The sequence below is a fragment of the Methyloceanibacter sp. genome, from assembly GCF_041573655.1.
Taxonomy (GTDB): Bacteria; Pseudomonadota; Alphaproteobacteria; order Rhizobiales; family Methyloligellaceae; genus Methyloceanibacter.
Map to the genome: position 1 here is coordinate 1 of NZ_JBFFQD010000012.1, position 22,433 is coordinate 22,433.

At 63.9% G+C, this 22,433-nt stretch carries 21 protein-coding genes; 6 read left to right on the plus strand and 15 right to left on the minus strand.

Annotation, left to right across the window (positions count from 1 at the left end):
- The coding region (locus ABY454_RS04540) for a hypothetical protein (protein WP_372928990.1) at positions 1-806 on the plus strand (806 nt) is incomplete at its 5' end.
- A gap of 9 nt (positions 807-815) precedes the next feature.
- Here ABY454_RS04540 and ABY454_RS04545 read toward each other — a convergent pair.
- Positions 816-2,111 (minus strand): MFS transporter, encoded by a 1,296-nt coding sequence (locus ABY454_RS04545; RefSeq protein WP_372928991.1) that lies wholly within the window; start codon positions 2,109-2,111, stop codon positions 816-818.
- 78 nt (positions 2,112-2,189) lie between these two features.
- On the opposite strand from ABY454_RS04545, the gene ABY454_RS04550 reads away from it, so the two are divergent.
- Positions 2,190-2,780 (plus strand): HdeD family acid-resistance protein, encoded by a 591-nt coding sequence (locus ABY454_RS04550; protein ID WP_372928992.1) that lies wholly within the window; start codon positions 2,190-2,192, stop codon positions 2,778-2,780.
- 34 nt (positions 2,781-2,814) lie between these two features.
- Here ABY454_RS04550 and ABY454_RS04555 read toward each other — a convergent pair whose 3' ends face one another.
- From ABY454_RS04555 to lepA, 4 genes are all read right to left on the minus strand, one after another.
- Positions 2,815-4,239 carry an SH3 domain-containing protein gene (locus tag ABY454_RS04555; RefSeq protein WP_372928993.1) on the minus strand — a complete coding sequence of 475 codons (1,425 nt, stop codon included), beginning with the start codon at positions 4,237-4,239 and terminating at the stop codon, positions 2,815-2,817.
- 97 nt (positions 4,240-4,336) lie between these two features.
- A complete protein-coding gene (locus tag ABY454_RS04560; RefSeq protein WP_372928994.1) occupies positions 4,337-5,518 on the minus strand; it encodes a TAXI family TRAP transporter solute-binding subunit in 1,182 nt (393 codons plus the stop codon).
- Between the two features lie 453 nt (positions 5,519-5,971).
- A complete protein-coding gene (locus ABY454_RS04565; RefSeq protein ID WP_372928995.1) occupies positions 5,972-6,172 on the minus strand; it encodes a YegP family protein in 201 nt (66 codons plus the stop codon).
- Positions 6,173-6,226: 54 nt separating this feature from the next.
- Entirely contained in the window at positions 6,227-8,044 is a 1,818-nt protein-coding gene (gene lepA, locus ABY454_RS04570) for a translation elongation factor 4 (RefSeq protein WP_372928996.1), read from the minus strand.
- A 158-nt stretch (positions 8,045-8,202) separates the two neighbouring features.
- Between lepA and ABY454_RS04575 the strand changes: the two genes are divergently transcribed.
- The gene (locus ABY454_RS04575) at positions 8,203-8,412 is read left to right on the plus strand and encodes a hypothetical protein (RefSeq protein ID WP_372928997.1); all 210 of its coding nucleotides are present in this window, start codon (positions 8,203-8,205) and stop codon (positions 8,410-8,412) included.
- Between the two features lie 93 nt (positions 8,413-8,505).
- Here ABY454_RS04575 and msrA read toward each other — a convergent pair whose 3' ends face one another.
- Positions 8,506-9,108, minus strand: a complete 603-nt coding sequence (msrA, locus tag ABY454_RS04580; RefSeq protein ID WP_372928998.1) for a peptide-methionine (S)-S-oxide reductase MsrA — start codon at positions 9,106-9,108, stop codon at positions 8,506-8,508.
- 152 nt (positions 9,109-9,260) lie between these two features.
- Here msrA and ABY454_RS04585 point away from each other — a divergent pair, with 152 nt between their 5' ends.
- Complete coding sequence (locus ABY454_RS04585) at positions 9,261-10,916, plus strand: GMC family oxidoreductase (protein ID WP_372928999.1); 1,656 nt, start codon at positions 9,261-9,263, stop codon at positions 10,914-10,916.
- Positions 10,913-12,325 carry a CapA family protein gene (locus ABY454_RS04590; protein ID WP_372929000.1) on the plus strand — a complete coding sequence of 471 codons (1,413 nt, stop codon included), beginning with the start codon at positions 10,913-10,915 and terminating at the stop codon, positions 12,323-12,325. The genes ABY454_RS04585 and ABY454_RS04590 overlap by 4 nt, the downstream gene beginning before the upstream one ends.
- Here ABY454_RS04590 and pheT read toward each other — a convergent pair.
- The 7 genes from pheT to ABY454_RS04625 all read right to left on the minus strand — a co-directional run bounded on the left by pheT (position 12,322) and on the right by ABY454_RS04625 (position 19,582).
- A complete protein-coding gene (gene pheT, locus ABY454_RS04595; protein WP_372929001.1) occupies positions 12,322-14,733 on the minus strand; it encodes a phenylalanine--tRNA ligase subunit beta in 2,412 nt (803 codons plus the stop codon). The genes ABY454_RS04590 and pheT overlap by 4 nt on opposite strands.
- Positions 14,730-15,821, minus strand: a complete 1,092-nt coding sequence (gene pheS, locus ABY454_RS04600) for a phenylalanine--tRNA ligase subunit alpha (protein ID WP_372929002.1) — start codon at positions 15,819-15,821, stop codon at positions 14,730-14,732. The genes pheT and pheS overlap by 4 nt, the downstream gene beginning before the upstream one ends.
- A gap of 8 nt (positions 15,822-15,829) precedes the next feature.
- Complete coding sequence (rplT, locus tag ABY454_RS04605; protein ID WP_372929003.1) at positions 15,830-16,186, minus strand: 50S ribosomal protein L20; 357 nt, start codon at positions 16,184-16,186, stop codon at positions 15,830-15,832.
- Between the two features lie 33 nt (positions 16,187-16,219).
- Positions 16,220-16,420, minus strand: a complete 201-nt coding sequence (gene rpmI, locus ABY454_RS04610; RefSeq protein WP_372929004.1) for a 50S ribosomal protein L35 — start codon at positions 16,418-16,420, stop codon at positions 16,220-16,222.
- Positions 16,421-16,597: 177 nt separating this feature from the next.
- Positions 16,598-17,125, minus strand: coding sequence for a translation initiation factor IF-3 (infC, locus tag ABY454_RS04615; protein WP_372929005.1), 528 nt, complete (start codon positions 17,123-17,125; stop codon positions 16,598-16,600).
- 200 nt (positions 17,126-17,325) lie between these two features.
- Positions 17,326-18,183: a hypothetical protein gene (locus ABY454_RS04620; protein WP_372929006.1), complete on the minus strand. Its 858-nt coding sequence runs from the start codon at positions 18,181-18,183 to the stop codon at positions 17,326-17,328.
- A gap of 217 nt (positions 18,184-18,400) precedes the next feature.
- Positions 18,401-19,582 carry a glycosyltransferase family 4 protein gene (locus ABY454_RS04625; RefSeq protein ID WP_372929007.1) on the minus strand — a complete coding sequence of 394 codons (1,182 nt, stop codon included), beginning with the start codon at positions 19,580-19,582 and terminating at the stop codon, positions 18,401-18,403.
- 59 nt (positions 19,583-19,641) lie between these two features.
- Here ABY454_RS04625 and ABY454_RS04630 point away from each other — a divergent pair, with 59 nt between their 5' ends.
- Positions 19,642-20,454: an alpha/beta hydrolase gene (locus tag ABY454_RS04630; protein WP_372929008.1), complete on the plus strand. Its 813-nt coding sequence runs from the start codon at positions 19,642-19,644 to the stop codon at positions 20,452-20,454.
- On the opposite strand, the gene ABY454_RS04635 is transcribed toward ABY454_RS04630, so the two are convergent.
- Both ABY454_RS04635 and queG read right to left on the minus strand, forming a co-directional pair.
- A complete protein-coding gene (locus ABY454_RS04635) occupies positions 20,423-21,304 on the minus strand; it encodes an SDR family oxidoreductase (protein ID WP_372929009.1) in 882 nt (293 codons plus the stop codon). The two genes, ABY454_RS04630 and ABY454_RS04635, sit on opposite strands and share 32 nt — an antisense overlap.
- Positions 21,301-22,419, minus strand: a complete 1,119-nt coding sequence (gene queG / locus ABY454_RS04640) for a tRNA epoxyqueuosine(34) reductase QueG (RefSeq protein WP_372929010.1) — start codon at positions 22,417-22,419, stop codon at positions 21,301-21,303. Before queG ends, ABY454_RS04635 begins: the two co-directional genes overlap by 4 nt.
- Positions 22,420-22,433 lie beyond the last annotated feature (14 nt).

Genomic DNA, 22,433 nt, shown 5'->3' on the forward strand with positions numbered 1-22,433 from the left:
CTGCGACCGAAGACGCTGCGACAGAAGACGCCGCGGCTGAGGAAACTACCGACGACACCAAGACAGACGACGACGCGGCGGAAGAGAAGAAGCCGTGGAACGTCGCGGCGCCTTGCGACAACGTCCAGCATCCTTACGAAGCGGATCTCTGCCAGCAATGGCGCGGGGCTGAAGCAGCCGAGAGCACCGCCGGGCTGACGCGCCTGCTGACGTGGATTGGCGCGATCGCGACATTGCTGCTGATGCTGATGTTCGTGCCGCTCGTTATGGCGTTGCAGGCGGCGCGACGGACGTCGGACGTCAGTGCGCCCATGCCTGCGCCCGTCCCCGCCGGCAGTGGCGGCGCGAGCGAGGAAGAGCTGCGCGCCTATGTGGATGTCGACAAGCTCGAGTTCATCGAGACGCCGGAGTCCGAGGGCGTCGTCAAGGTGAAGGTGGTGTACCGCAATTCCGGTCAGACGCCCGCGTTCAGGATCAAGAGCGCGGCGGAGGTCGGCATTCGCGACGTGTCGGATGAGGATTTGCTGCCCATCATGCAGTTGCCGCAGCGTTCGTCGCTGGACTCGCCAAGGCCGCGTCTTGGCCGCGATGCAACGGACACGGAGATCGTCACTTGCGAGTCCACGGCGAGCCTTGCCGACCGTGTCATGGGCGGCGACGCGACGATCCTAGTTTGGGGCGTCGTGGAGTATTTGGACGTCTTCGACCGCCCGCAGAAGACCGCGTTCCAGTATCTGTGCAACGCCGAGACTCTCGACAGCGGTCAGATCTTCAAGCCCATGGTGCGCGGCGACGAGGACGGTTAGGACGCACGCCTAAGTGTGGCGCGGATCCTCGATCCGCTTGAAGCACAGCGCCATCAGGCCGCCCAGCGCCAGCGCGGCCGCCAAGAACAGCAGCGCCGCCGAGAAGCTTCCCGTCGCTTGTTTTAAGAGCCCGACGATATATGGGCCCGTGAAGCCCGCCGCGTTCCCCATGGAATTCACCAGCGCGATGCCCGCCGCAGCGCCTGTCCCCGTCAGCAGCGCCGTGGGCAGCGACCAGAACGGCCCGAACGCGGCGTAGAAGCCGAGCGTTGCCAAGCTCAGCGCGATCATGGTGGGGAGGAGCGGCCCCGAATAGGCGGACCAGGCGAAAGCGCACGCCGCAAGAAGCAGCGGAAGCGCAATATGCCAACGGCGCTCGCCGGTCTTGTCGGAATGCCGCCCCCACAGCACCATGGCGATGACCGCAAACAAATATGGGATCGCGGTTAGAAAGCCGACATGCAGCGGATCGAGGCCGAAGGTTGCGAGCACTTGCGGCATCCAAAAGCCGATACCGTAGAGCCCGGTCACCATGAGAAAGTAGAGGACACCGAGCGCCAGCACGCGCGGGCGCTTCAGCGCTTGGCGAAGATCCGCATAGCCGACCGCTTTCGTGTTCGCCGCTTCGCTTGCAAGCGTCTCGGTGAGCGCGCGCCGCTCGTTCTCGCTCAGCCACGCCGCCTTGTCCGGCTTGTCGGTGAGGACGAACAGCGCCAGCACACCGAGAAGAACCGCGGGCGCGCCTTCGATGATGAACAGCCACTGCCAGCCCGCGAGTCCCGCGAAGCCGTGCATCTGCAAAAGCACGCCGGAGATCGGGCCGCCGAACACCGTGGCGAGCGGCACTGATGCCATGAACAGCGCGATGATGCGGGCGCGTGTCCCTGCCGGGAACCAGTAGGTGAGATAGAGGATGATGCCGGGGAAGAAGCCGGCTTCGGCGATGCCGAGCAGAAGCCGCGAGACGTAGAAGCTCGTCTCGCCGCGCACCAGCGCCATGGCGCAAGCGATCAAGCCCCAGGAGATCATGATGCGCGCGATCCAGATGCGCGCGCCGAAGCGCTGCAACGCGAGATTGCTGGGGATCTCGAAAACGATGTAGCCGAGAAAGAAGATCCCGGCGCCAAAGCCGAACACGGCGGGCGAGAAGCCGAGGTCCGCGTTCATGTGCAGCGCGGCGAAGCCGACATTCACCCGGTCGAGAAAATTGACCGTGTAGGCGAGGCATAGGAACGGGATCAGCCGGTAGGTGGCCTTGGCAATTGCGGCGGAGAGGTACCCGTCTGAAGTCTGCTCGTGGTCCATGTGCCCCCGTGAATCGCGTATGCTTGGCACGCGGCCGCGCGATTGATTCGGCCGCCAACCTAGAGGAGGGCTCTACCCATGGCTATTCCGGTCGACGCCGCAGCGGCGGCGCTCTGCGAAGCTATGCGTGAGACGGTGAAGCGTTATTCGCTCTGGTATTTGATCCAGGGGATCTTGCTGGTGGTGGCGGGCGTGCTCGCGCTGATCTACCCGTTCATCTCCTCGGTCGCCATCGTCTTCTTGCTTGCCTGGATCCTCATCGTCAGCGGCATCTTGCAGGGCATCGGGCTCATCGGCGCCAGCAACGTGCCCCATTATTGGCTGCAGCTGATCTCCGCGGTGCTGGCCATTCTGATCGGCGTGCTCCTGCTGCGCTCGCCCGATAGCGGCCTGCTCATCATGACCGTGCTGCTGATCGTCTATTTTATGGTCGAAGGCATCGCCAAGGTGATCTTCGCGCTCACCATCCGGCCCTTCCCCAATTGGGGCTGGGTGCTCGGCAGCGGCCTGGTCGGCATTCTACTGGCGCTCATTCTCTGGGCGAACATGCCGCTCACATCCGACTGGGTGTTGGGGCTGATGCTTGGCGTGCTGCTCATTTGCGAAGGCGCTGCGCTGACCTACCTCGCCTGGCAAGTGCGCCATGCACCGGCAGTGTCGAACGGCTAAGGCGCCGCCAGCCGGTAAAGGCGCTGCCAGCCCCTTAGGGCGCGGCGGCCTCTTTTAGGAAGCGCTTGTAGATCCACCCTTGCTGCTTGGTGGCCGGGTCGGTGATCTGCACCCAGTTTCCGTCGCGGCCCAGCACGCGCAGCTTGGTGCCCTTCTGGGCGACCTTGAACGTCTCGTCCGTCGAGGAGGGTCCTTTGCGGACGTGCACAGGGTTGGCCACTACGACCCACTCATCGCCGCTGGCAAGCTCGGTGGCGGCGGCTACGAGCCGCCCGAAGGGCCCGCGCTCTGCCTCGGCCTGTGTGGTTGGGCCCGTTTGCTCGGCGGGCTTGGGATCCCCCGCCGGCGACGCGTCTCCTTCCGGGCTCGCTCCGGCATTCATCCATGTTTGCCTCAGCGTGGCGAGCTGACCTGCGCGGTCGGTGATGCCGAGCGCCGCGGCGCGGCCATACCACTCCTGCGCCGCTTGCTTGTCAGGCTTGATGCCTTGCGCACGGAGCGCCGCGATGAACGCGGGATCGTACGTGGCGCCCGCGGCGAGCGCTGCCTCCCCGCTGCCTGCTTCCGCTGCGCGCTGGTAGTAAGCGCGCGCACCGGCGAAGTAGCCCACGGCAATCATTTTGTGGCCGTGGGCTATCAGATCCTTGATGCGATCCTCTTCGCCGGACCGTACGACGAGACCAGCCGTGGGCGAGGGAGCCACGTCCAGCCGGGTCGCCGTACGGGCCAGCACGGTGCCGTCGGCGGCGACAAGCTCGACGGCAAGATCCGAAGTCCCGGCGTGATCGTTCGGCACATGCAAGGAGAGGCCGGCGATTTCATCCGGGGTGAGGCTCCATTCGCGCGAGCCGAACGGGCGCCCTTGCGAGAAGGCCGCGCCGTCGGGAAGATCGCGAATGGCGATCACGCTGCGCGTGGGGATGGCCTCGCTTGTTTCGATGGCAATAGTGAAAGCGACGTCCTCGCCGGCAGTCGCCATGATTTCCTCGGGCGAGGTCAGGCCGAACTCCGGCGCCCGCGGGGCAACGCGCAAGCTAGGCGCGGCCGCGAACGCAGCCTGGTGACGTGCCGGCTTGGCGTCGGCGCTGGGCCCGACGTCAGGTCCGCGAATTGCGCCGAACCATAAAAGCCCGGCAAGGATGGCGGCCGGCGCGATGGCCACGCCCATCAGGATCGCGAGCACGCCCTGCCGCGGTGCGGTGAACAGGCGCGGTTCGAGCGAGGCAGGCGTCGGGTCCACCGCCTCCACCGCCTCCACCGCTGGCGTTTCTTCTCGTGTTGCGCGCAAGGGCTGCGGCGCAAAGCGCTCGGCCATTGACGATGCGGTCGGCTCCGCCTTTGCCGCTAGACGCAACCCAACCGGAAACTCCGCGTCAAGACGCTTCGCATCGAGCCGCTCCGCCTTGAGACGCTCCGCCTCAAGACGCTCCGCCAGGCCTGGCGGCTTGGCATTCGACATGTGTTTCGAATCTCGGTCCTTTGGACTGCCAACCGTCCTGAACAGCGGCTGCAACATGGCACCGTCCTCCCCACGCAATAGTCAACAAAGAAGGCGACTAGTTCTGCTTCTGCGTCTTGCTCCACTCCAAAAAGGCACGAAATAGCTTCACGCGCTCCGTCTCGGACACTTGGGTACGCCCAGCGTCCGCCTGAGCCAGAAATGTCTCGAAGCGCTCTTGCGTCTGCCCGCCGGCGGCGACCGCGGTCTTCGCCTGGTCGATCCAACTCTGCGCCAGCGGGGATCGCCGCCAGCCTTCCAAAGTTGCGGCAAAGTTCACCTGCCGCCACTTGGGATGGCGCGGGCTCACCAGAAACGCATCGAAGTTCGAAAAGAAGTGGTCGACGAAGCGCGCGAGCTTCTTCTTGCGGATGTTGTCGTCCGACCAATTGAACGACACCAGCACGGCGCACACCGCCACCGTGTCCACCTGCGCGCCCTTTTCGATCAGCGCCGGGTACTCGTCGTGGGTCAGCGTCGCCGGGTAGTACTCAGCCTCCAGGCCCTTCGGGTAGGGCAGGCCAAGAAACTTGAGCCCGCTGTCGCGGCCGAGATGGGCCAGGCTCGGCGCCGGCTTGCCGGCGATCACCACCATGGCGTCGATCTCGCCCGCTTTGAGTTTGACGAGCGCGTCAGCCTCATCGAGCTGCGTTTCGCGCACCTCAACGCCGAGTGCGGCGAACACCGCGCGCGCGGTGAGCTCCAGGCCGCTGCCTTCAGGGCCAATACTGACGACCCTGCCGTTCAGTGCTGTGAGGTCGTCGATGCCGGAATGCGCCAGCACGTGCATCTCCTCGTTGAACAGTTTCGCGACATAGGCGATCTGCTTGTCCAGCGGACCGAGTTCGCCGGTGTTGGCGAAATGCTTCAGGACATTCGCCTGGGTAATGCCCATGTCGACACCGCGCATGAACATCACGTCCTTCAGGGTCTGCGCCGGCCCCTTGCCGATCATGGGCACCACGCGCATCGCGGTCCCTTCATCGAGCACGGCGGCAATATCCTGGATCACGGCGGCGTCGGTGCCCGTCGCGCTGCCGCCCATGATGGTCACGGTGTTGTCGTTGAGCTCGGCGCGGTAGCGCCCGCGAACGGCGCGCTGTGGCGTCCGTTGCTTGGTCTGGACGGCCACTTGTGCCTTGGCCCGGCGGTCTTTGGCGTAGGCCGTGCTGTCGCTCATCAAGTCCGCCGCCACGAACGGCAGAAGGCAAAGTCCAATCGCGAGGGCGGGACGCATCATGACCCCTCCGGAACAGCGCTTCACCCCGACCTAAGGACCCCTTGCGCGAAGCGCGGGAAGACAAGACGGCCCCTGTGCAGCCACATGCTTGTTGCTTGGGGTGTCGCGCCTGGCGTCAGCCAACGACATCCCCCGTCGTGCTGCTTTTCCTTGGGCCGAATGGAAAGTGATATATTAGCCGCTGTCAAGCATAGATGCGTTAATGACACAACAAAATCAAGGTATTGTCAATAATAAGGCAACGACAACTAGAAAATGGCAAGATGAAGGCAAGTCATTAGGGAAGTGTTAACCACAAACAATTGCGCACCAACATCATAAAGACGTGACGCAATCTTGGCACAGCAGTAGGCGCGGGCGCGCCATTGGCGGCGCGCCCACTCATAACGTCGAACTTGGCAATTGGTTTCGTGATCGGGGGCGATCGAAATCCAGCCCCGCTTGGACCCGCCTCTAGTGGCCGAACCCTGCGGCCTTGGCCTGGGTGAGGTCGTCGATCGCGGCGGAGGCCGCTTCACCGCGGATCGCCTGGATCGCGTGCTCGGCCGCCTCTTTGTGGCGATAGCCCTCGGAGTGGCACAGGGTCTTGCCGTCGCCGCCACGGCCACGCCAGTAGTACTGCCCATTGAAGGCTTTGAAGATTTCGAATTTCATTTTCGTAGGTCTCCATTCTGCTGGATGAGCCTACACCCGGCTTGAGGGCTTCACCTAGTCCGCGTCCATCTTCAGCGCGGCGATGAAGGCCTCTTGCGGGATGTCGACCTTGCCGAAGCTGCGCATCTTCTTTTTGCCCGCCTTCTGCTTCTCCAGCAGTTTGCGCTTACGGGTGATGTCGCCGCCATAGCACTTGGCCGTCACGTCCTTGCGCAGCGCGCTGATCGTTTCGCGCGCGATGACCTTGCCGCCGATCGCCGCTTGGATCGGGATCTTGAACATGTGCCGGGGGATCAGATCCTTCAGCTTCTCCACCATGGCGCGGCCGCGCGCCTCGGAGCGCGTGCGGTTGACGATGACAGAGAGCGCGTCGACCGGCTCGGCGTTGACGAGGAGCGCCATCTTCACGAGGTCGCCCTGCTCATAGCCGGTGATGTGGTAGTCGAACGAGGCGTAGCCGCGCGACACCGATTTGAGCCGGTCGTAGAAGTCGAACACGACTTCGTTCAGCGGCAGCTCATAGACCACCATGGCGCGCGAGCCCGCATAGCTCAGCGTCTTCTGCCGCCCGCGCCGGTCCTCGCAAAGCTTCAGCACCGCACCGAGATGCTCGTCCGGCACGAGTATGGTCGCCTCTATCCACGGCTCCTCGATGCGCTCGACCTTCTGCAGCTCGGGCATGTCGGCCGGATTGTGCAATTCGACCATGCTGCCGTCGGTGAGGAACACGCGGTAGATGACGGACGGCGCCGTGGCGATCAGGTCGATGTTGAACTCGCGCTCCAGCCGTTCGCGGATGATCTCCAGGTGTAGGAGGCCGAGAAACCCGCAGCGGAAGCCGAAGCCGAGCGCGGCGGAGGTCTCCATCTCGTAGTCGAAGCTCGCATCGTTGAGGCGGAGCTTGCCGACGGCCTCACGAAGGTCCTCGAAATCGCCGCTGTCGACCGGAAACAGCCCGCAGAACACGACAGGCTGGGCCGGCTGGAAGCCGGTGAGCGGCCTCGTCGTGGGCCGCTTCTCGTCGGTGACGGTATCGCCGACGCGCGTGTCGGCCACCTCTTTGATCGCGGCGGTGAAGAAGCCGATCTCGCCGGGCCCCAGCGCATCGCGCATCTCTTGCTTGGGCCGGAAGATGCCGACGCGCTCCACCTGGTAGCCCGCGCCCGTGGACATCAGCCGAATGCGCTGACCCTTTTTCAGCGTCCCGTCGACGATGCGCACGAGCACGACGACGCCGAGATAGGCGTCGTACCAGCTGTCCACCAGCATCGCCTTGAGCGGAGCGTTCGCATCGCCAGACGGCGGCGGCAGGCGCTGGACGATCGCCTCCAGCACGTCCTCTACGCCCAGGCCGGTCTTGGCGGAGATCTCAACCGCGTCGCTCGCATCGAGCCCGATCACCTCCTCGATCTGCTCGCGCACGCGCTCCGGCTCTGCCGCGGGCAGGTCGATCTTATTGAGGACCGGCACGATCTCGTGGTTGTTCTCGAGCGCCTGATAGACATTGGCGAGGGTCTGCGCCTCGACCCCTTGGGTGGCGTCGACCACGAGCAGCGAGCCCTCACAGGCCGCCAGCGACCGGTTCACCTCGTAGGCGAAGTCCACATGCCCCGGCGTGTCGATCAGGTTCAGCTCATAGACCTTGCCGTCCTTGGCCGTGTACTCCAGACGGACGGTCTGAGCCTTGATGGTGATACCGCGCTCGCGCTCGATATCCATGGAATCGAGCACCTGCTCCTTCATCTCCCGCTGGGTGAGCCCGCCGCACAGCTGGATCAGCCGGTCGGCCAGCGTCGACTTGCCGTGGTCGATATGGGCGATGATGGAGAAGTTGCGGATCTGGGACAGGGGATTCGGCTGCGATGAACTCATGGGCGGCTTGGTAGGGGAGCAATAGGCCTGCGGTCAAGCCGGAGCAGTTGGTAATTAAGGCGAAACCATGCGGCGAGGCGCCATAAATTTGCGGCTGTCGGGGGCTAATCGCCCTCTGGTAGGAAGGTGGTTCCAACCCCGCAATCGGAGGACCGAATATGTCCAAGAAGCTGATCCTCGCCGCTGCCGCGGCTGGTCTCGTTGCCGCTACGGCGCTCCCCATGCAGTCGACGTCCGCTCAGGCCGGATCGCTGGTCGGCATGCCCTGTAAGGAAGCCGCCAAGCTGCAATTCCCAGACGACCGCAAGATGGCCCGTGCCTGGGCCAAGGAATGCGTGATGGCCTGGATGGACACCAAGCGCGGCTAAGTCACACGCGACTTAGGCAAGACGTGCGAAAGGGAGCCTCTTATGGCTCCCTTTTTTGTTGGGCGGCGGAAATCGCGATGCGGCGATGAGGGCTCAGCTGCCCTTGCTGCCCCAAATCTCGGAGAGACGCTGAGCGCGGCCGCAACCCCATTTGTAGTACTTGTAGCTGACCGGATTCTTGTTGTGGTAATCCTGGTGGTACTCCTCGGCGGCGGTGAAGGTCGTCGTGGGCCGAACCTCCGTAGCGACCGTCTTGTTGAAGCGCGTGGAAATGTCCTTCTTGGTTTTTTCCGCGAGCGTTCTTTCTTCCTCGTCCGAGGTGAACACCACCGTGCGGTAGGCCGGGCCTTTGTCGCAGAACTGACCCGTCGCATCGAATGGGTCGATGTTGTGCCAATAGTGGTCGAGCAGTTGCGCGTAGGTGACCTTCGATGGGTCGTAGGTGACCTTCAACGCCTCCACATGGCCCTCGTGTCTGCCATAGGTCGGCTCGGGCAGCGTGCCGCCGGCATAGCCGGAGACGGTCTCGCTCACACCGTCGACATTGTCGAAGGCGTCCTCGACGCACCAGAAGCAGCCGCCGGCGAAGATCGCAGTCTTGCTCTCGCCCGCAGACGTGTCATCGGCGCCGCTGGCGACCATGAACATGGCGAGAAAGGCCGCCGTCAGCCCGACGCAAATCCAACGCGCAATCATGAGATGTCTCCACATTGTTGTCTGGCTCTAACGATAGGCAACGGGCGCGAGCGCGCCTAGGCACTCTCGCGGCACCGTGATGGGAAGTGATGCGTCATTTGGGGCCGCATAACCGCTTGGGGCGACTTGCTGATTTGGGTTATTGAGGGGCCATGCAAACGACGTTGTCTTTACCCCAGGACGCCATGAAACCGGCCTATGACGTGGTGGTGGTGGGCTCCGGCTATGGCGGCGGGGTCTCCGCCTCCAGGCTGTCCCGGGCTGGGCAACGCGTCTGCGTCATCGAGCGGGGCCGGGAGGTGCCGGCGGGAGGCTTTCCGGCGCGGCTGCCCGAACTGCGGCGCGAGCTGCAACTGAGCGGCGGCACCATGCGCTCCGGCTCCAAGACCGGCCTCTACGACTTCCGGATCGGCGCCGATATCCACGTGCTCGTGGGCTGTGGGCTCGGTGGCGGCTCGCTGGTCAATGCCGGCGTCGCCTTGCGCCCCGATGCGCGCGTCTTTGCCGATGCCGCCTGGCCGGACGCGATCAACAAAGACGGCCTGCTCGATCTCGGCTTTGAACGTGCGGAGGCCATGCTGCGGCCGGCGCGGTACGGTAACGCTGCCGCCTTGACCAAGTACCGTGCGCTGGAAACCGCCGGCGCCGCGTTCGGCCGCGCCACGGTTGCCTCGCCCGTCACGGTGAGCTTCGAGGATACTGAGAATGCGGCCGGCGTAACTCAAGCCGCGTGCACGCTGTGCGGCGATTGCTGTTCGGGCTGCAATGTCGGCGCCAAGAACACCGTGGCCGCGACCTATCTCCCCGATGCACGCGCGCACGGCGCCGAGATCTTCACCGAGCTAACTGTCGACTACATCGAGAAGCGCGACGGCGGCTGGCGCGTGCATTTCGCACCCTCCGGCGACAAGAACGGCGAAGCGCGCCATGTCGATGCACGCTCGGTGGTGCTCGCCGCCGGCACGCTTGGGTCCACGGAAATTTTGTTGCGGTCGCGCGATCAAGGATTGAAATGCTCCGACCGGCTGGGCACGCGCTTTTCTGCCAACGGCGACATCATCGCCTTTGCGCTCGGCGGAAGCGAACGGGTCAACGCCATCGGTGTCGGCGAACCGCCAAAGTTTGACGGTGACACGGTCGGCGCTTGCGTTGCCGGGCAGATCGAGCTTCCCGACGAGAAGGACCTCGATCGTGGCATGATCATCGAAGAAGGCGTGCTGCCCTCTGCCTTGGCGCCGCTGCTGCCGGTGTTCTTTATATCGGGGGGGCGAATTCTCGGCGCCGCACAGAGCCTCATCAAGGGCGTGTATCAAGGCCCGCTGTCGCACTTGCGCACGTTCTTCGTCGTCTCTCATGACGACGCCGACGGCCGGCTCGTGCTCGACGATGGACGCCTCAAGGTTCGCTGGCCGAATGTCGCCGAGCAACCCGTCTACAAACGCGTTGATGAGGCCCTGACCAAGGTGGCCGATACGGTCGGCGGGCGCTACATCAAGAGCCCGCTCGCCGCGACCAGCATGGGCGTGACACCCGCGACGGCGCATCCGCTTGGCGGCTGCGGCATGGGTGAGGACGCGAGGCGCGGCGTGGTCAACCACAAATGCCAGGTCTTCGCCGATACCAACGGCGAGGACGTCCATGACGGTCTCTATGTCTGCGACGGCGCCGTTATTCCGCGCTCCATCGGTTGTAACCCGCTGCTGACCATCACCGCCCTGACCGAGCGCGCCATGGTCCATCTTGCCCGCGACCACAATCTGGGATTCGATACAGAACCGATTCGCGAGGCGGAACAGGCCGCATCATGAGGATTGGCTGTTCGATATTGCTGGGCGCCGCCGCCTTGGCCCTCTCGCTTGTCGCGAGCGCGAGCGCTTCGCAAGGCGCCGTGCGGATCACGCCATGCGCCAGCACCGAATACACCGCCTCGATCGGCGATGCCCCGGCTCAGACGCCGACACAAAGCCCCGACCAACTCACCATCGTGCTTGTCGGCGATACCGGCTTCAATCCGAAAGGCGCAGAGGTCGACCCGCGCGGCTTCAAGAAGAACGGCAAGGAGATCGGCTTTGCGGAAAGCGTGAGCGGCGTTGCGAGCGACATCAATGGCGACCTTGCCTTCGTCAATCTAGAGACGGTGATCACTGACCGCGACGATCTTGAGCCCGACGGTAAAGGCCAGACCTCGCCTTACAACTTCAAGAGCCACCCGGCGGGCTTGCGTGCGTTGCTCAACACCGGCTTCAATCTGTTCTCTCTCGCCAACAATCATTCGATGGACTACGGCCCGCTCGGCGTCGAAGAGACGCTCTATCACTTGGCTGTGGCGGGGGCGGAGCATCCGATTGCTTATGCCGGCATCGGCACCAATTACGAGGAGGCGACGCGGCCCGGCTGTCTCGAGCTCGGCGACATGAAGCTGGGCTTCAGCGCTACCGGCATCGTCACCGGCCAGCGGGAGGAGCATCGCGCGGGGCAAAACAAGGCGGGGCAGGCGGCCTATCGCAATCCAAAGGATTTCCAGCTGGTGCTGAACCGGCTCGCCGAGCTTCCGGCCGACTACCGCATCCTGTCGATCCACTATGGCCTCGAAGGCCGTGTCGTGCCGGACAAGCGGCAGTTGACGGATTGGCGGGGCAAGGCGGCGCAAGGCAGGGGCATCGACCTCATTGTCGGCCATCACCCGCACGTGGCCCAAGGCGTCGAGCGCGTCGGCAACTCTCTCATCTTCTATGGGCTCGGCAATTTCCTTCATCCCGGCACCGCGGAGATGAAGCGCTTCGGCGTTTGCCGCGACTATGGGCTGATGGCGAAAGTGCATCTGGCCAAGCAGGACGGCGATTGGCGTCTCGGCACCATCGAAGCGGTCCCGCTAACGGGCACGCATATGAAGCCCGAACGCTTCTCTCCGCAGCAAAGTGCGACGCGCATCCATGCGCTGAACCATCTCGGCGCGCGGCTCGGCGACGGCGGCACGGCACAAGGCGTGCTCTTCACACCGCGTAGCGACGGCTCGGGGCTTTATTGCTCGGACGATGCAAATGCGCTCGGCGGCAAGATCGGCGCCATCTGCAAAGGCTATCAGCCGGCGCCCGCGACGCCGGCGAGTATCGCGCGGCAACTTGCCAGCGCTTGCGCCGACAAGCCGTTCTATGGCGCTGGGAAGAAAAAGCGGAAGCGCTGGCAGCGGCGCAGATCCGGTTTCGAGCGGCGCTAGCGCAACGCCCCGCCGGTGGCTTTGGTCACGGCGGCGACGACCTTTTCGGCCACCGCGTCGATCTCCGCGTCCGTGAGCGTCTTGTCGCGCGGCTGCAACGTCACATCGATGGCGAGTGACTTTTTGCCGTCCGGCACACCCTGACCGGTGAACACGTCGAACACGCTGACATCGGCGATCAGCGTGCGGTCGGCACCGGAGGCTGCGCGCACGACCTGGCCTGCGGCCACGTCAGCATCCACAAGAAACGCAAAGTCGCGCCGCACCGCCTGGAGGTCCGAGGCATCGAGCGCAGGCCTCGCCGTGCCTTTGCGCTTTGAACGGGGCAAGGCATCGAGATAAAGCTCGAACGCCGCCATCGGCGCTTCGGCGTCGAGGCTGGCGAGAGTGTCGGGATGGATCTCGCCGAACACGCCGAGCGTGACCTTCGGCCCGAGCTTCAGTGCACCTGAACGTCCCGGATGGAACCAGTCCGGCGCCTCGCGGGTCACTTGCATGTTTGCCTGACTGAGGCCCAGCGCGGTTAGCGCGGCGACGGCGTCGGCCTTCACCGCCTCCCAGCCGGCGGGGTCTGCATCGCCTGACCAGTGACGGCCAGCGCCATCGAGCGCCGAACGCCCGAAGCGCACGCCGCTCGCGGCCATGTATTGGTCTTCAGGGGCGAGGCCCCGATAGGCCTGGCCCAGCTCGAACAGTGCGCCGTCTGCGAAACCGCGATCGCGATTGCGCTTGGCTGCCGCGATCAAGCCCGGCAGCAGGCTGGGCCGCATTTGAGCAAGTTCCGTGGAGATCGGATTACTCAGCGTGAGCGACTTGTCGCCACCGCCGAACAGTTTCGCCTCGGCCGGCGGATTGAAAGACCAGGTGACGGCCTCGACAAATCCACGTGCGGCAAGGAGGCGCCGCGTGAACTTCGCGCGCGCTTGGCGCTCGGTCAGGACTGGCTTGGCCACACCAGACAGATCGGGGAGCGGCGTAGCCGGCACCTGATCGACACCGGTCAGCCGCACCACCTCTTCGACGAGATCGGCTGGTATGGCGATGTCCGGGCGCCAGGAGGGCGGGCTCGCCTTCACAGCGTTCGTCTTGCCGCCCAGCTTGATGCCGAGTGCGGTGAGCTTGCGGCGGATGTCCGCGTTCGACAGTGACAGCCCGCTCAAGCGGCCGATCTGCCTCATGTCGAAGCGAAAGGGCGAATTGGATTTTGGCGCCTTGCCGGCAACCGTGACCTGGCTCGGTTCACCGCCGCACAGCTCGAGCACCAGTTCAGTGGCGAATTCGATCCCCGGCAGCACGGATTGAGGATCCACGCCGCGCTCGAAGCGGAAGCGCGCGTCCGAAACAATGTTCGCCGTGCGGCCGGTGCGCGCGGTGCGCTTGGGATCGAAATAGGCAGACTCGATGAAGACATTCGTCGTCTCCTCGGTGCAGCCCGTGTCCTCGCCGCCAATCACGCCGCCAAGTCCAAGCACGCGCGCATCGTCCGCGATGACGCACATTTCTTCGTCGACTGCATAGGTCTTGCCGTCGAGGGCAAGGAACTTCTCGCCCTTGCGTCCAAGCCGCGCGCGTATGGCGCCGTCGAGCTTGTCCGCGTCGTAAACATGTAAGGGACGCCCACGGTCGTAAGAGATGTAATTGGTGATATCGACCAGCGCATTGATGGGGCGCAAACCGATAGCCCTCAGCCGCGCTTGCAGCCAGTCCGGGCTCGGCCCGTTCTCAACGCCGCGCACAAGCCGCCCGGCAAACACAGGGCAAGCCGTCTTGGTCTCCGTCGAGAACTCCAGCTTGATAGGAACGGAGTTCTTGAACCCGCCTTTGACCGGCTTGATCGTTTCCTTCGTAAGCTTGCCGAGGCCCGCCGCGGCGAGATCGCGCGCGATCCCGCGCACGCCGAGACAATCGGGGCGGTTCGGCGTGATGGCGATGTCGAACATCACATCGTCGAGGCCGAGCGCCTTTGCGGCCGAACTGCCGACGCGGGCCTTCTTCGGCAACTCGATGATCCCGGTATGCTCGTCGGACAGTTCAAGCTCCTTCTCGGAGACCATCATGCCGCTCGACTCGACGCCGCGGATCTTCGCCTTGGTCAACGTAAAGTCGAGGCCGGGCACGTAAGCGCCGACAGGCGCGAACACGCCCTTCATCCCGGCATGGGCGTTCGGCGCGCCACACACGACTTGCAGGCGCTCCTTGCCGGTGTTGACCTCAAGCACTTGCAGCTTGTCGGCGTCCGGGTGCTTGTTCGCCTTCACCACTTCGGCGATGCGAAATTCTTTGAGCGCCGCGGCCGGGTTGTGCACCTCTTCGACTTCCAACCCGATGCGGGTCAGCGTGTCGGCGATCTCGTCCACGGAGGCGTCCGTGTCGAGATGTTCCTTCAGCCATGACAGGGTGAACTTCATCGCGCGCTCAGCCCCGCAGCAAGTGTGGGAACGGCGAGCGACGCGAAACCGTAATGGGTCAGCCAGCGCAAATCGCCTGAGAAGAACGCGCGCAAGTCAGGCATGCCATATTTCAGCATGGCCAAGCGGTCGATGCCGACGCCAAACGCAAATCCCTGATGTTTCTTGGGGTCGAGGTTCACCGCTTTCAGCACGTTGGGATGCACCATGCCGCAGCCGAGAATCTCGAGCCACTCGTCGCCTTCGCCGATGCGGATCTCATCGCCCACTTTTGCATAGCCAATGTCGACTTCCATCGACGGCTCGGTGAAGGGGAAGTAGCTGGCGCGGAAGCGCATCTTGACTTCCGGCACTTCGAAGAAGGCTTTGCAGAATTCTTCGAGCACCCATTTCAGGTGACCGAGATGCGTCTCCTCGTCGATCACGAGTCCCTCGACCTGATGGAACATCGGCGTGTGGGTCTGATCGGAGTCGCAGCGATAGACGCGGCCCGGCGCGATGACGCGCAAAGGCGGCTCGTTCGCCAGCATGGTGCGGATCTGCACCGGGCTCGTATGCGTGCGCAGCACAGGCCGCGCGCCGTCCGGCCCTTCGGCGAAATAAAACGTGTCGTGGTCTTGCCGCGCCGGATGCTCCGGCGGAATGTTGAGCGCCGTGAAGTTGTTGAAGTCCGTCTCGATATCGGGCCCTTCGGCGATGGAGAAGCCCATATCGGCGAAGATCTCGGTGATCTCGTCGGTCACTTGGCTGACGGGATGGATGCGGCCTTTCGCCTGCGGCCCCTCATGCACCGGTAGCGTCACGTCCGCGCGCTCATGCGCAAGCTTGGCTAAGGTCTCGGCGCGGCCGAGTTCCACGCGCTTTGCTTCGATGGCGTCGGCGACGGCCGTCTTCACCGCGTTGACTGCTTGGCCGAAATCGCGGCACTCCTCAGGCGGCATGGAGCCGAGCCGTTGCATCAGCGCGGACACGCGGCCCTTCTTGCCGAGCGCGCCGACGCGGACGTCTTCGAGCGCGGCAAGATCGGAGGCGCGCACAACGGCCTCAAGCAGTTCGGTCTTGAGACTGTCGAGCTCTGCGGCGCTCATGGTGGGGCTCAGCCCCGCGCGGCGGTGGCAGCCTCAACCAAGCCTTGGAAGGTTTGCGGTTCGCGCACGGCGATATCGGCCAGCACTTTGCGATCGAGCTCGATCCCGGCCTTTTTCAAACCGTCGATCAGCTGGCCGTAGGTGGTGCCGTTGGCGCGTGCGGCGGCATTGATGCGCTGGATCCAGAGGGCGCGGAAGGTGCGCTTCTTCACCTTGCGGTCGCGGTAGGCGTATTGACCCGCCTTCTCCACGGCCTGCTTGGCGATGCGAATGGTGTTCTTGCGGCGGCCGTAATAGCCCTTCGCCTTGGTCAGCACCTTGCGGTGACGGGCATGGGCGGTAACGCCACGTTTTACACGGGACATAGCAGTGCTCCTTAAGCTCGTCTCGCCTTCGCCTTAGGCGTAAGGGAGGAAATTCTTCTTCACGACTTTGGCGTTCTCGTCGGCAAGGACCATCGTCCCCCGGGCATTCCGGATGAACTTGTTGGTCCGCTTGATCATGCCGTGCTGCTTACCGGCAGCGGCGCATTTCACCTTGCCGGAGGCCGTGATCTTGAATCGCTTTTTGGCACCGCTCTTGGTCTTGAGCTTGGGCATTTGGCTTCCTTTTTGGGCCGGCGCTGGCGACAGGCCGCCCGGCGTTCTTGAATTCGATGATGGAGAGCAAACGAGCCGCCACGGCATGCCCTGCCGGGCGGCTCCTGAAGGTGCGGTTTATAGAGGGATTTCAGCCTCTATGGCAAGCGCCCAGGTCTTTTCGGCCCGGGGCTTCCCTTAGGCCCGAATCGGGGCCAGCACCATGACCATCTGGCGGCCTTCCAGCCGGGGCTCCGACTCCACCTTGGCGATCTCCGCAGTGTCGTCTTTCACCTTGTTCAGCAGCTGGACGCCCAGGTCCTGATGGGCCATTTCGCGGCCCCGGAAGCGCAACGTCACCTTGACCTTGTCGCCTTCCTCGAAGAACCGGTTCATCGAGCGCATCTTCACGTCGTAGTCGTGCGTGTCGATATTGGGCCGCATCTTGATCTCTTTGATCTCGACCGTGCGCTGCTTCTTGCGCGCCTCGGCGGCCTTCTTCTGCGCCTGGTATTTGTATTTGCCGAAGTCCAGGATCTTGCAGACCGGCGGCTTGGAATTGGGCGAAATCTCAACGAGATCGAGCCCCGCATCCGCCGCCTGGGCCAATGCGTCTTCGATACCAACGACGCCGACATTTTCACCTGTCGCGTCAATGAGCTGAATTTCAGGAGTGTCGATTCCCTCGTTTACACGGGGACCGCCCCTGTTCGGGGCAAGCTTCATGGGCCGTCTTACGATGTGTCATCTCCTCTAGTGCAGTTGGCGCCCTCGCCGCGGCGAGGCACGGGGCCGCCGGAGCCAGTGTCGATCGAGAGTTCTACAGGAAGGGAAATAGACCTGACAAGTCACGCCGGAGCCATGCGACCTGGCAATAACCATGAAACCGGCCGAATCCGGCACGTCGTGGATTGGTCCGCGGTCGGCTAGGCCGGGGTCGCCGGGTCCCCGTGCATGATAGGGACGGGCGCATCAAACGTGCCCCAGCGCCGCTGCGCGCGGCGCATGATCTGGCTCACGAGGCGCACGGCCTCGCCGCTCACGAAGCTCGATGTGCTGTTTTCCAGTGCGACGGGACGCACAAAGCACGTTTCGTGTCGCGCATCGTGCCATGTCTCCCACAGCTTCTGATCGATCATGTTTTCCGACACGATGTTGGAGACGGTGTCGCGAGGCAGCAGCTCGAGCGTGAGAGGCGTCCAGCCGGCGCCGCGTGCGAGCTCGGTCAGCGTGTTGTGCGGACGCGCATTGGCGGAGATCCCGAGTTGCTCGCCGAGCACGCCGACAAACTCGTCGCAGAGCTGGTAGTCGCCGACGAACCAGAAGGTCGACAGGAAGGCGTTCGCCAGGTCGTACTTCTCGTCGTCGGAGAGGCTCGCGATCTGCGTCCAGGTCAGCTCGAGGAAGTTCTTCAGGATGTAATGCGTAATGAAATTACGCTGCATCGCACTGTACGCCACGTCCACGCCGTAAGGCTGCAGACCCTGGGAGATGTAACGGGTCATCCGGTAGTTGTAGTAGGAGACGAAGTGGCTGGCGGGATCGCGCAGCAGTAGACTGCGCTTGATCAACCGCCGCTCGAAGAGCGGATCGACCGAAATTCCAAGATAGTGGCCGCTGAGCACGCGAATGTCGTTCGGGCTGGTGATGTCCGCGCCGTCATATCTGCTCGCGAAGCGCCTGAGCCCCCGCCGCCGCCGCAGACGGTGATAGGCCGATTGGGGCAGAGACTGCGCCAGATGACGGTCAATCGTCCGGCCGGCACATTTAGGGACGTGATACACAAAATGCACCGGCGGGGCACTTGCCGCGCGGTGCAAATGAGCCGGTATTTCTGACACTACCCCCAAAGACATAGCCGCAAGCTTGACATCGCCATGGTTAACAAAACCTTTGGAGATTGGTTCCAGCGGGGGTGCGCTCAAGGTGTGTTCGCCATCAAGGCAGTGGGTCGGGGCGGGAACGGGGCAGAAACTGGGCAGTCCGCCGAAATTTCACGTTTCAACGAAGATGTGACGCGAGATTGGTTCCCAGCAGCTCGTCATAAACAGCGAGCGTGTCCCGCTGCATGGTCTTAAGGGCAAAGTGACAGCCGACATGGGCGCGGGCCCTTTGACAGATTGTCGCACGTGCGTCCGGTGGGAGCGCCAGCGCCTCGGCAAGACTCTCTGCTAATGCGGGAGCGTCGCTGGGAGGTACAACCCAACCCGTGAAGTCGCTGCTGTCCGAGGCCGCGATTACGTTCTCTGGCGCAGCGCCGACATCGGTGACGATGACGGGGCATCCGGCCGCTTGCGCCTCGATACTGGGCCGCCCGAATGTCTCCGCGCGGGTCGATGGAAGAATGCCCACCGTGGCGAGGTTGAACGCGGCAGGCATGTCGTCGCAATGGCCGACCAACCGCACGCGGCCCTCAAGTCCGCCGTCCGCGATCTTCTTTTCAAGCTCCTCGCGGTAGCCGTCGCGGCCGTCAGCGCTGCCGGCGAAGATGACCACGGCGTCTCCCAGCTGGCCCGCCTCGCGCAACAGCCGCGCCGCCGCGATCGTGTGGGTATGACCCTTCAGCCGGGTCAGGCGTGCGGCTTGCAGAATGACCGGGCATCCCTCCTCGATGCCCCAGGCATCACGGAGGCGCTGGAACCGCGCGGGCGCGATGGCGTCGCGGGCGAACTGGGCGATGTCGAGACCGCGATGGATCACACGCATGCGCTCCATCGGCACGCCATGGCGCGCGGCAATGATCTCCGCCGTGTAGCGCGAGTTGGCAATGACGCGATCCCCCCGCGCCATAACGCCGTTATAGGCCTGCTTCAGCGGAAACTGTCTTCGATAGGCGCCGTGATAGGTGGTCACGAACGGCCGCCCCGTCCTTCGCGCGGCGAGGAATGCGCTCCAGGCAGGCGCGCGGCTCCGCGCATGCAAAAGCGAGACGTCCCGCGCCTCGACAAGCTCTGCAAGGCGCTGCGCGTTAGCGAGAATGGTCAGCGGGTTCTTGCTTGCAAGCGGCAGACGAATGAGTTCGCCGCCGGCGTTTTCGAGACGCTCTACGAGTCTTCCGCCCTCGGAAGCCACCAAGGCTTTCGCGCCCGCGGCGGTCAGCGCTTCGGCGATCTCGATGGTCGATTGCTCGCTGCCCCCGGCTTCGAGGCGCGGCACGACCTGCAAAATGGTCACCTCTGACATCGCTTTTTCTTGGCCTTTGCCTTGCGCGAAGAGCCTTGGATACGCTAGCGCTCGTCTCCATGCAGCATGAACCACAGTTCGTCGAAATTGGCCAAGACTCGAAGCGCCAAGCATCGAAGCGCCGCCGCATCGCCTATCGCTTCGACGAAGGGCAAGACGCGTCCAGCCCGGCCGTGTTCTGGCTGTCGGGATTCTTGTCCGACATGGCGAGCACCAAGGTGTCGGCCTTGAGCGCATGGGCGAAGCACGAAGGCCACGCCATGCTCTGTTTCGACTATTCGGGCCATGGCGTTTCGGGCGGGGACATCTTGAAGGCCTCCGTGGGCGACTGGCTCGAAGAAGCCGCCACCATGCTTGAGCTGCTCAAAGGCAGGCGGGTGATCCTCGTCGGATCGTCCCTGGGCGGCTGGATTGGGCTCCTGCTGGCGCGCGCGCTTGCCAAAAGCGGAGACGCGCGCCTCGGCGGGCTCGTGCTCATCGCGCCCGCCTGGGACATGACCGAGAAGCTCATGTGGGAGAAGATGTCGGAGAAGACGCGGGTCATCGTCGAGACGGAGGGCGTCTTCTACGCACCGTCGGACTACGACGACGCCTATCCGCTCACCAAGGTTTTGATCGAAGAGGGCCGCAACCATCTCCTCGCGGCGGGCGGCATCGAGGTGGGCTGCCCCGTTCGCATCCTGCAAGGCCTGCGCGACGAAGACGTGCCTTGGCAGCATGCGCTGGCGCTTGTCGATCTCATCGAAGGCGACGACGTGGAGATCACGCTCGTCAAGGACGGCAACCATCGCCTGTCGAGCCCGGAAGACTTGCGGCGGCTCACGCGCACGGTCGGCGCCCTCATCGAGACGGCGGCGTCTCCTTCGGCATAAGCGATCTCAGTCCTTCGCGGAACGTCGGATAGCGGAGCTCGACGCCGAGCTCCGATTTGATCAGCGCGTTGCCAATCTTGCGGCTGCCCTGGTAGAAGCTCCGCGCCAACGGCGTGAGATCCGCGTCCTCGAACGCGATCTCCGGCGGCGGCGCAACGCCGATCATCTGCGCCGCATGCGCCACCACGTCGCCAGGCGCGGCGGGCTCGTCATCAGCCACATTGTAGATCGCGCCGGCACGAGGTTTCGCGATCGAGGCTTCGAGCACGCGCGCGATGTCGTCCACATGGACGCGGCTGAACACCTGGCCGTCTTTGTTGATGCGCCGTGCGGTGCCGGCCTTGAGCTTGTCGAACACGCTGCGCCCCGGCCCGTAAATGCCGGCAAGGCGGAACACCTGCACCGGCACGCCGATCTTCTCACCGAAGTCGAGCCAGTCCTGCTCGGCCACAACGCGCGCTTCGGTCCGCGCACTGTTGGGCTTCGGGACCGTCTCCTCGCTGACCCAGTTCCCCTGCTGGTCGCCATAGACGCCCACGGTTGACAGATAGCCGATCCACTCCAGGGTCTTGAGTTTGGCGATCTCGTCTCGGTAGCTCGCGAGCACCGGATCGCCGTCATCGCCTGGCGGAACCGAATGCAGCAAATGCGTCGTGCCTTGCAGCAGCTTCGGCAATTCAGAATTGCTTTTGTCGCCGGCGAAGCGTGTGGCCTCAAAGCCTTCTCTGCGCAACTGGCCGATCTTCGGTTCTTCGCGCGCGGTTCCGGCAATCTCCCAGCCTTGGGAGGCGAGAAGGGGCGCGAGCGCCCGCGCTGAGAAACCGAGGCCGAAAGCGAACAAGCGGCTCACGCGGCAACCTCCAGCCACTCACCGCGAACGTCACTGTCACTCTCTTGTCCGGCAAACGTAGCGCGCAAGCTGTGAAAAGTTTCAGGAGCTAATCGCGATAGCGCCCACACCGCCATGGCGCGCACCAATGGAGACTCGTCTGAAAGTAGCGCCTCCACTTTTGGTGCGAGCGCGGTGTCGCCTGAATTGCCTGCGGCGATCAGCACATTGCGCAGGAAGCGGTTCCGCCCCGTACGCTTGATCGGTGTGCCGCGAAAGCGTTTGCGAAAGCCAGCATCATCCAACATGAGCAACGCATTGAGCGGCGGGTTGTCTGCGCTCGCGCGCACCGTGAGCTTTGCGTCATGCGAGACTTGCGCAAACTTGTTCCACGGGCACACGGCAAGACAATCGTCGCAACCATAGATGCGGTTGCCCATGGCCGCACGATATTGCGGCGCGATGTGTCCTTTGTGCTCGATGGTGAGATAGGAGATGCAAGCCCGCGCATCGAGCTCGTAGGGCGCGGTGAATGCATTCGTCGGACAAACGTCGAGGCAGCGCCGGCATTCGCCGCAATGATCTTCTTCCGGCTCATCGGGCGCGATTTCGGCGGTGGTGAAGATCGAGCCGAGAAAAAGCCAAGAGCCGAACTCCCGCGAAACAAGATTGGTATGTTTGCCTTGCCAGCCGATACCGGCCCGCGCTGCAAGAGGTTTCTCCATCACCGGTGCGGTGTCGACGAACACTTTCACGCCCCCTTGCGTGAGCGCTTGTACGCGTCCGGCGAGCACTTTCAGATTCTTCTTGATGACGTCGTGATAGTCGGCGCGTTTGGCGTAGATGGAAACCGCGCCGTGCGAACGCTTCCGAAGAGCCGCGAGCGGATCGCCCTCGACGCCGTAGTTCACCGCCAACACGATCACGCTTTGTGCGTCCGGCCACAGCGCGCGCGGGCTCTTGCGTCGCGTGGCGGTCTCGGCGAGCCATGCCATGTCGCCCTGGCGTCCTTCGGCGATAAACCTGTCGAGCGCATCGCCGATGCTCGCCGGCACATTGGCGGACGTAAAGCGCACGGCATCGAAGCCAAGAGACTTGGCTTCCTCTGCGATCGTTGATCTTAGGGTAGCTGTCATGCCCGCTTGCCATA

Coding starts and splice junctions, on each gene's coding strand:
- ABY454_RS04630 (WP_372929008.1), top strand. CDS start 19,642: ATGCAGCATGAACCACAGTTCGTCGAAATTGGCCAAGACTCGAAGCGC.
- ABY454_RS04545 (WP_372928991.1), bottom strand. CDS start 2,111: ATGGACCACGAGCAGACTTCAGACGGGTACCTCTCCGCCGCAATTGCC.
- queG (WP_372929010.1), bottom strand. CDS start 22,419: ATGACAGCTACCCTAAGATCAACGATCGCAGAGGAAGCCAAGTCTCTT.
- ABY454_RS04585 (WP_372928999.1), top strand. CDS start 9,261: ATGCAAACGACGTTGTCTTTACCCCAGGACGCCATGAAACCGGCCTAT.
- infC (WP_372929005.1), bottom strand. CDS start 17,125: ATGAAGCTTGCCCCGAACAGGGGCGGTCCCCGTGTAAACGAGGGAATC.
- ABY454_RS04550 (WP_372928992.1), top strand. CDS start 2,190: ATGGCTATTCCGGTCGACGCCGCAGCGGCGGCGCTCTGCGAAGCTATG.
- pheT (WP_372929001.1), bottom strand. CDS start 14,733: ATGAAGTTCACCCTGTCATGGCTGAAGGAACATCTCGACACGGACGCC.
- ABY454_RS04560 (WP_372928994.1), bottom strand. CDS start 5,518: ATGATGCGTCCCGCCCTCGCGATTGGACTTTGCCTTCTGCCGTTCGTG.
- ABY454_RS04590 (WP_372929000.1), top strand. CDS start 10,913: ATGAGGATTGGCTGTTCGATATTGCTGGGCGCCGCCGCCTTGGCCCTC.
- rpmI (WP_372929004.1), bottom strand. CDS start 16,420: ATGCCCAAGCTCAAGACCAAGAGCGGTGCCAAAAAGCGATTCAAGATC.
- pheS (WP_372929002.1), bottom strand. CDS start 15,821: ATGAGCGCCGCAGAGCTCGACAGTCTCAAGACCGAACTGCTTGAGGCC.
- msrA (WP_372928998.1), bottom strand. CDS start 9,108: ATGATTGCGCGTTGGATTTGCGTCGGGCTGACGGCGGCCTTTCTCGCC.
- ABY454_RS04555 (WP_372928993.1), bottom strand. CDS start 4,239: ATGTCGAATGCCAAGCCGCCAGGCCTGGCGGAGCGTCTTGAGGCGGAG.
- ABY454_RS04565 (WP_372928995.1), bottom strand. CDS start 6,172: ATGAAATTCGAAATCTTCAAAGCCTTCAATGGGCAGTACTACTGGCGT.
- ABY454_RS04625 (WP_372929007.1), bottom strand. CDS start 19,582: ATGTCAGAGGTGACCATTTTGCAGGTCGTGCCGCGCCTCGAAGCCGGG.
- lepA (WP_372928996.1), bottom strand. CDS start 8,044: ATGAGTTCATCGCAGCCGAATCCCCTGTCCCAGATCCGCAACTTCTCC.
- rplT (WP_372929003.1), bottom strand. CDS start 16,186: ATGTCCCGTGTAAAACGTGGCGTTACCGCCCATGCCCGTCACCGCAAG.
- ABY454_RS04575 (WP_372928997.1), top strand. CDS start 8,203: ATGTCCAAGAAGCTGATCCTCGCCGCTGCCGCGGCTGGTCTCGTTGCC.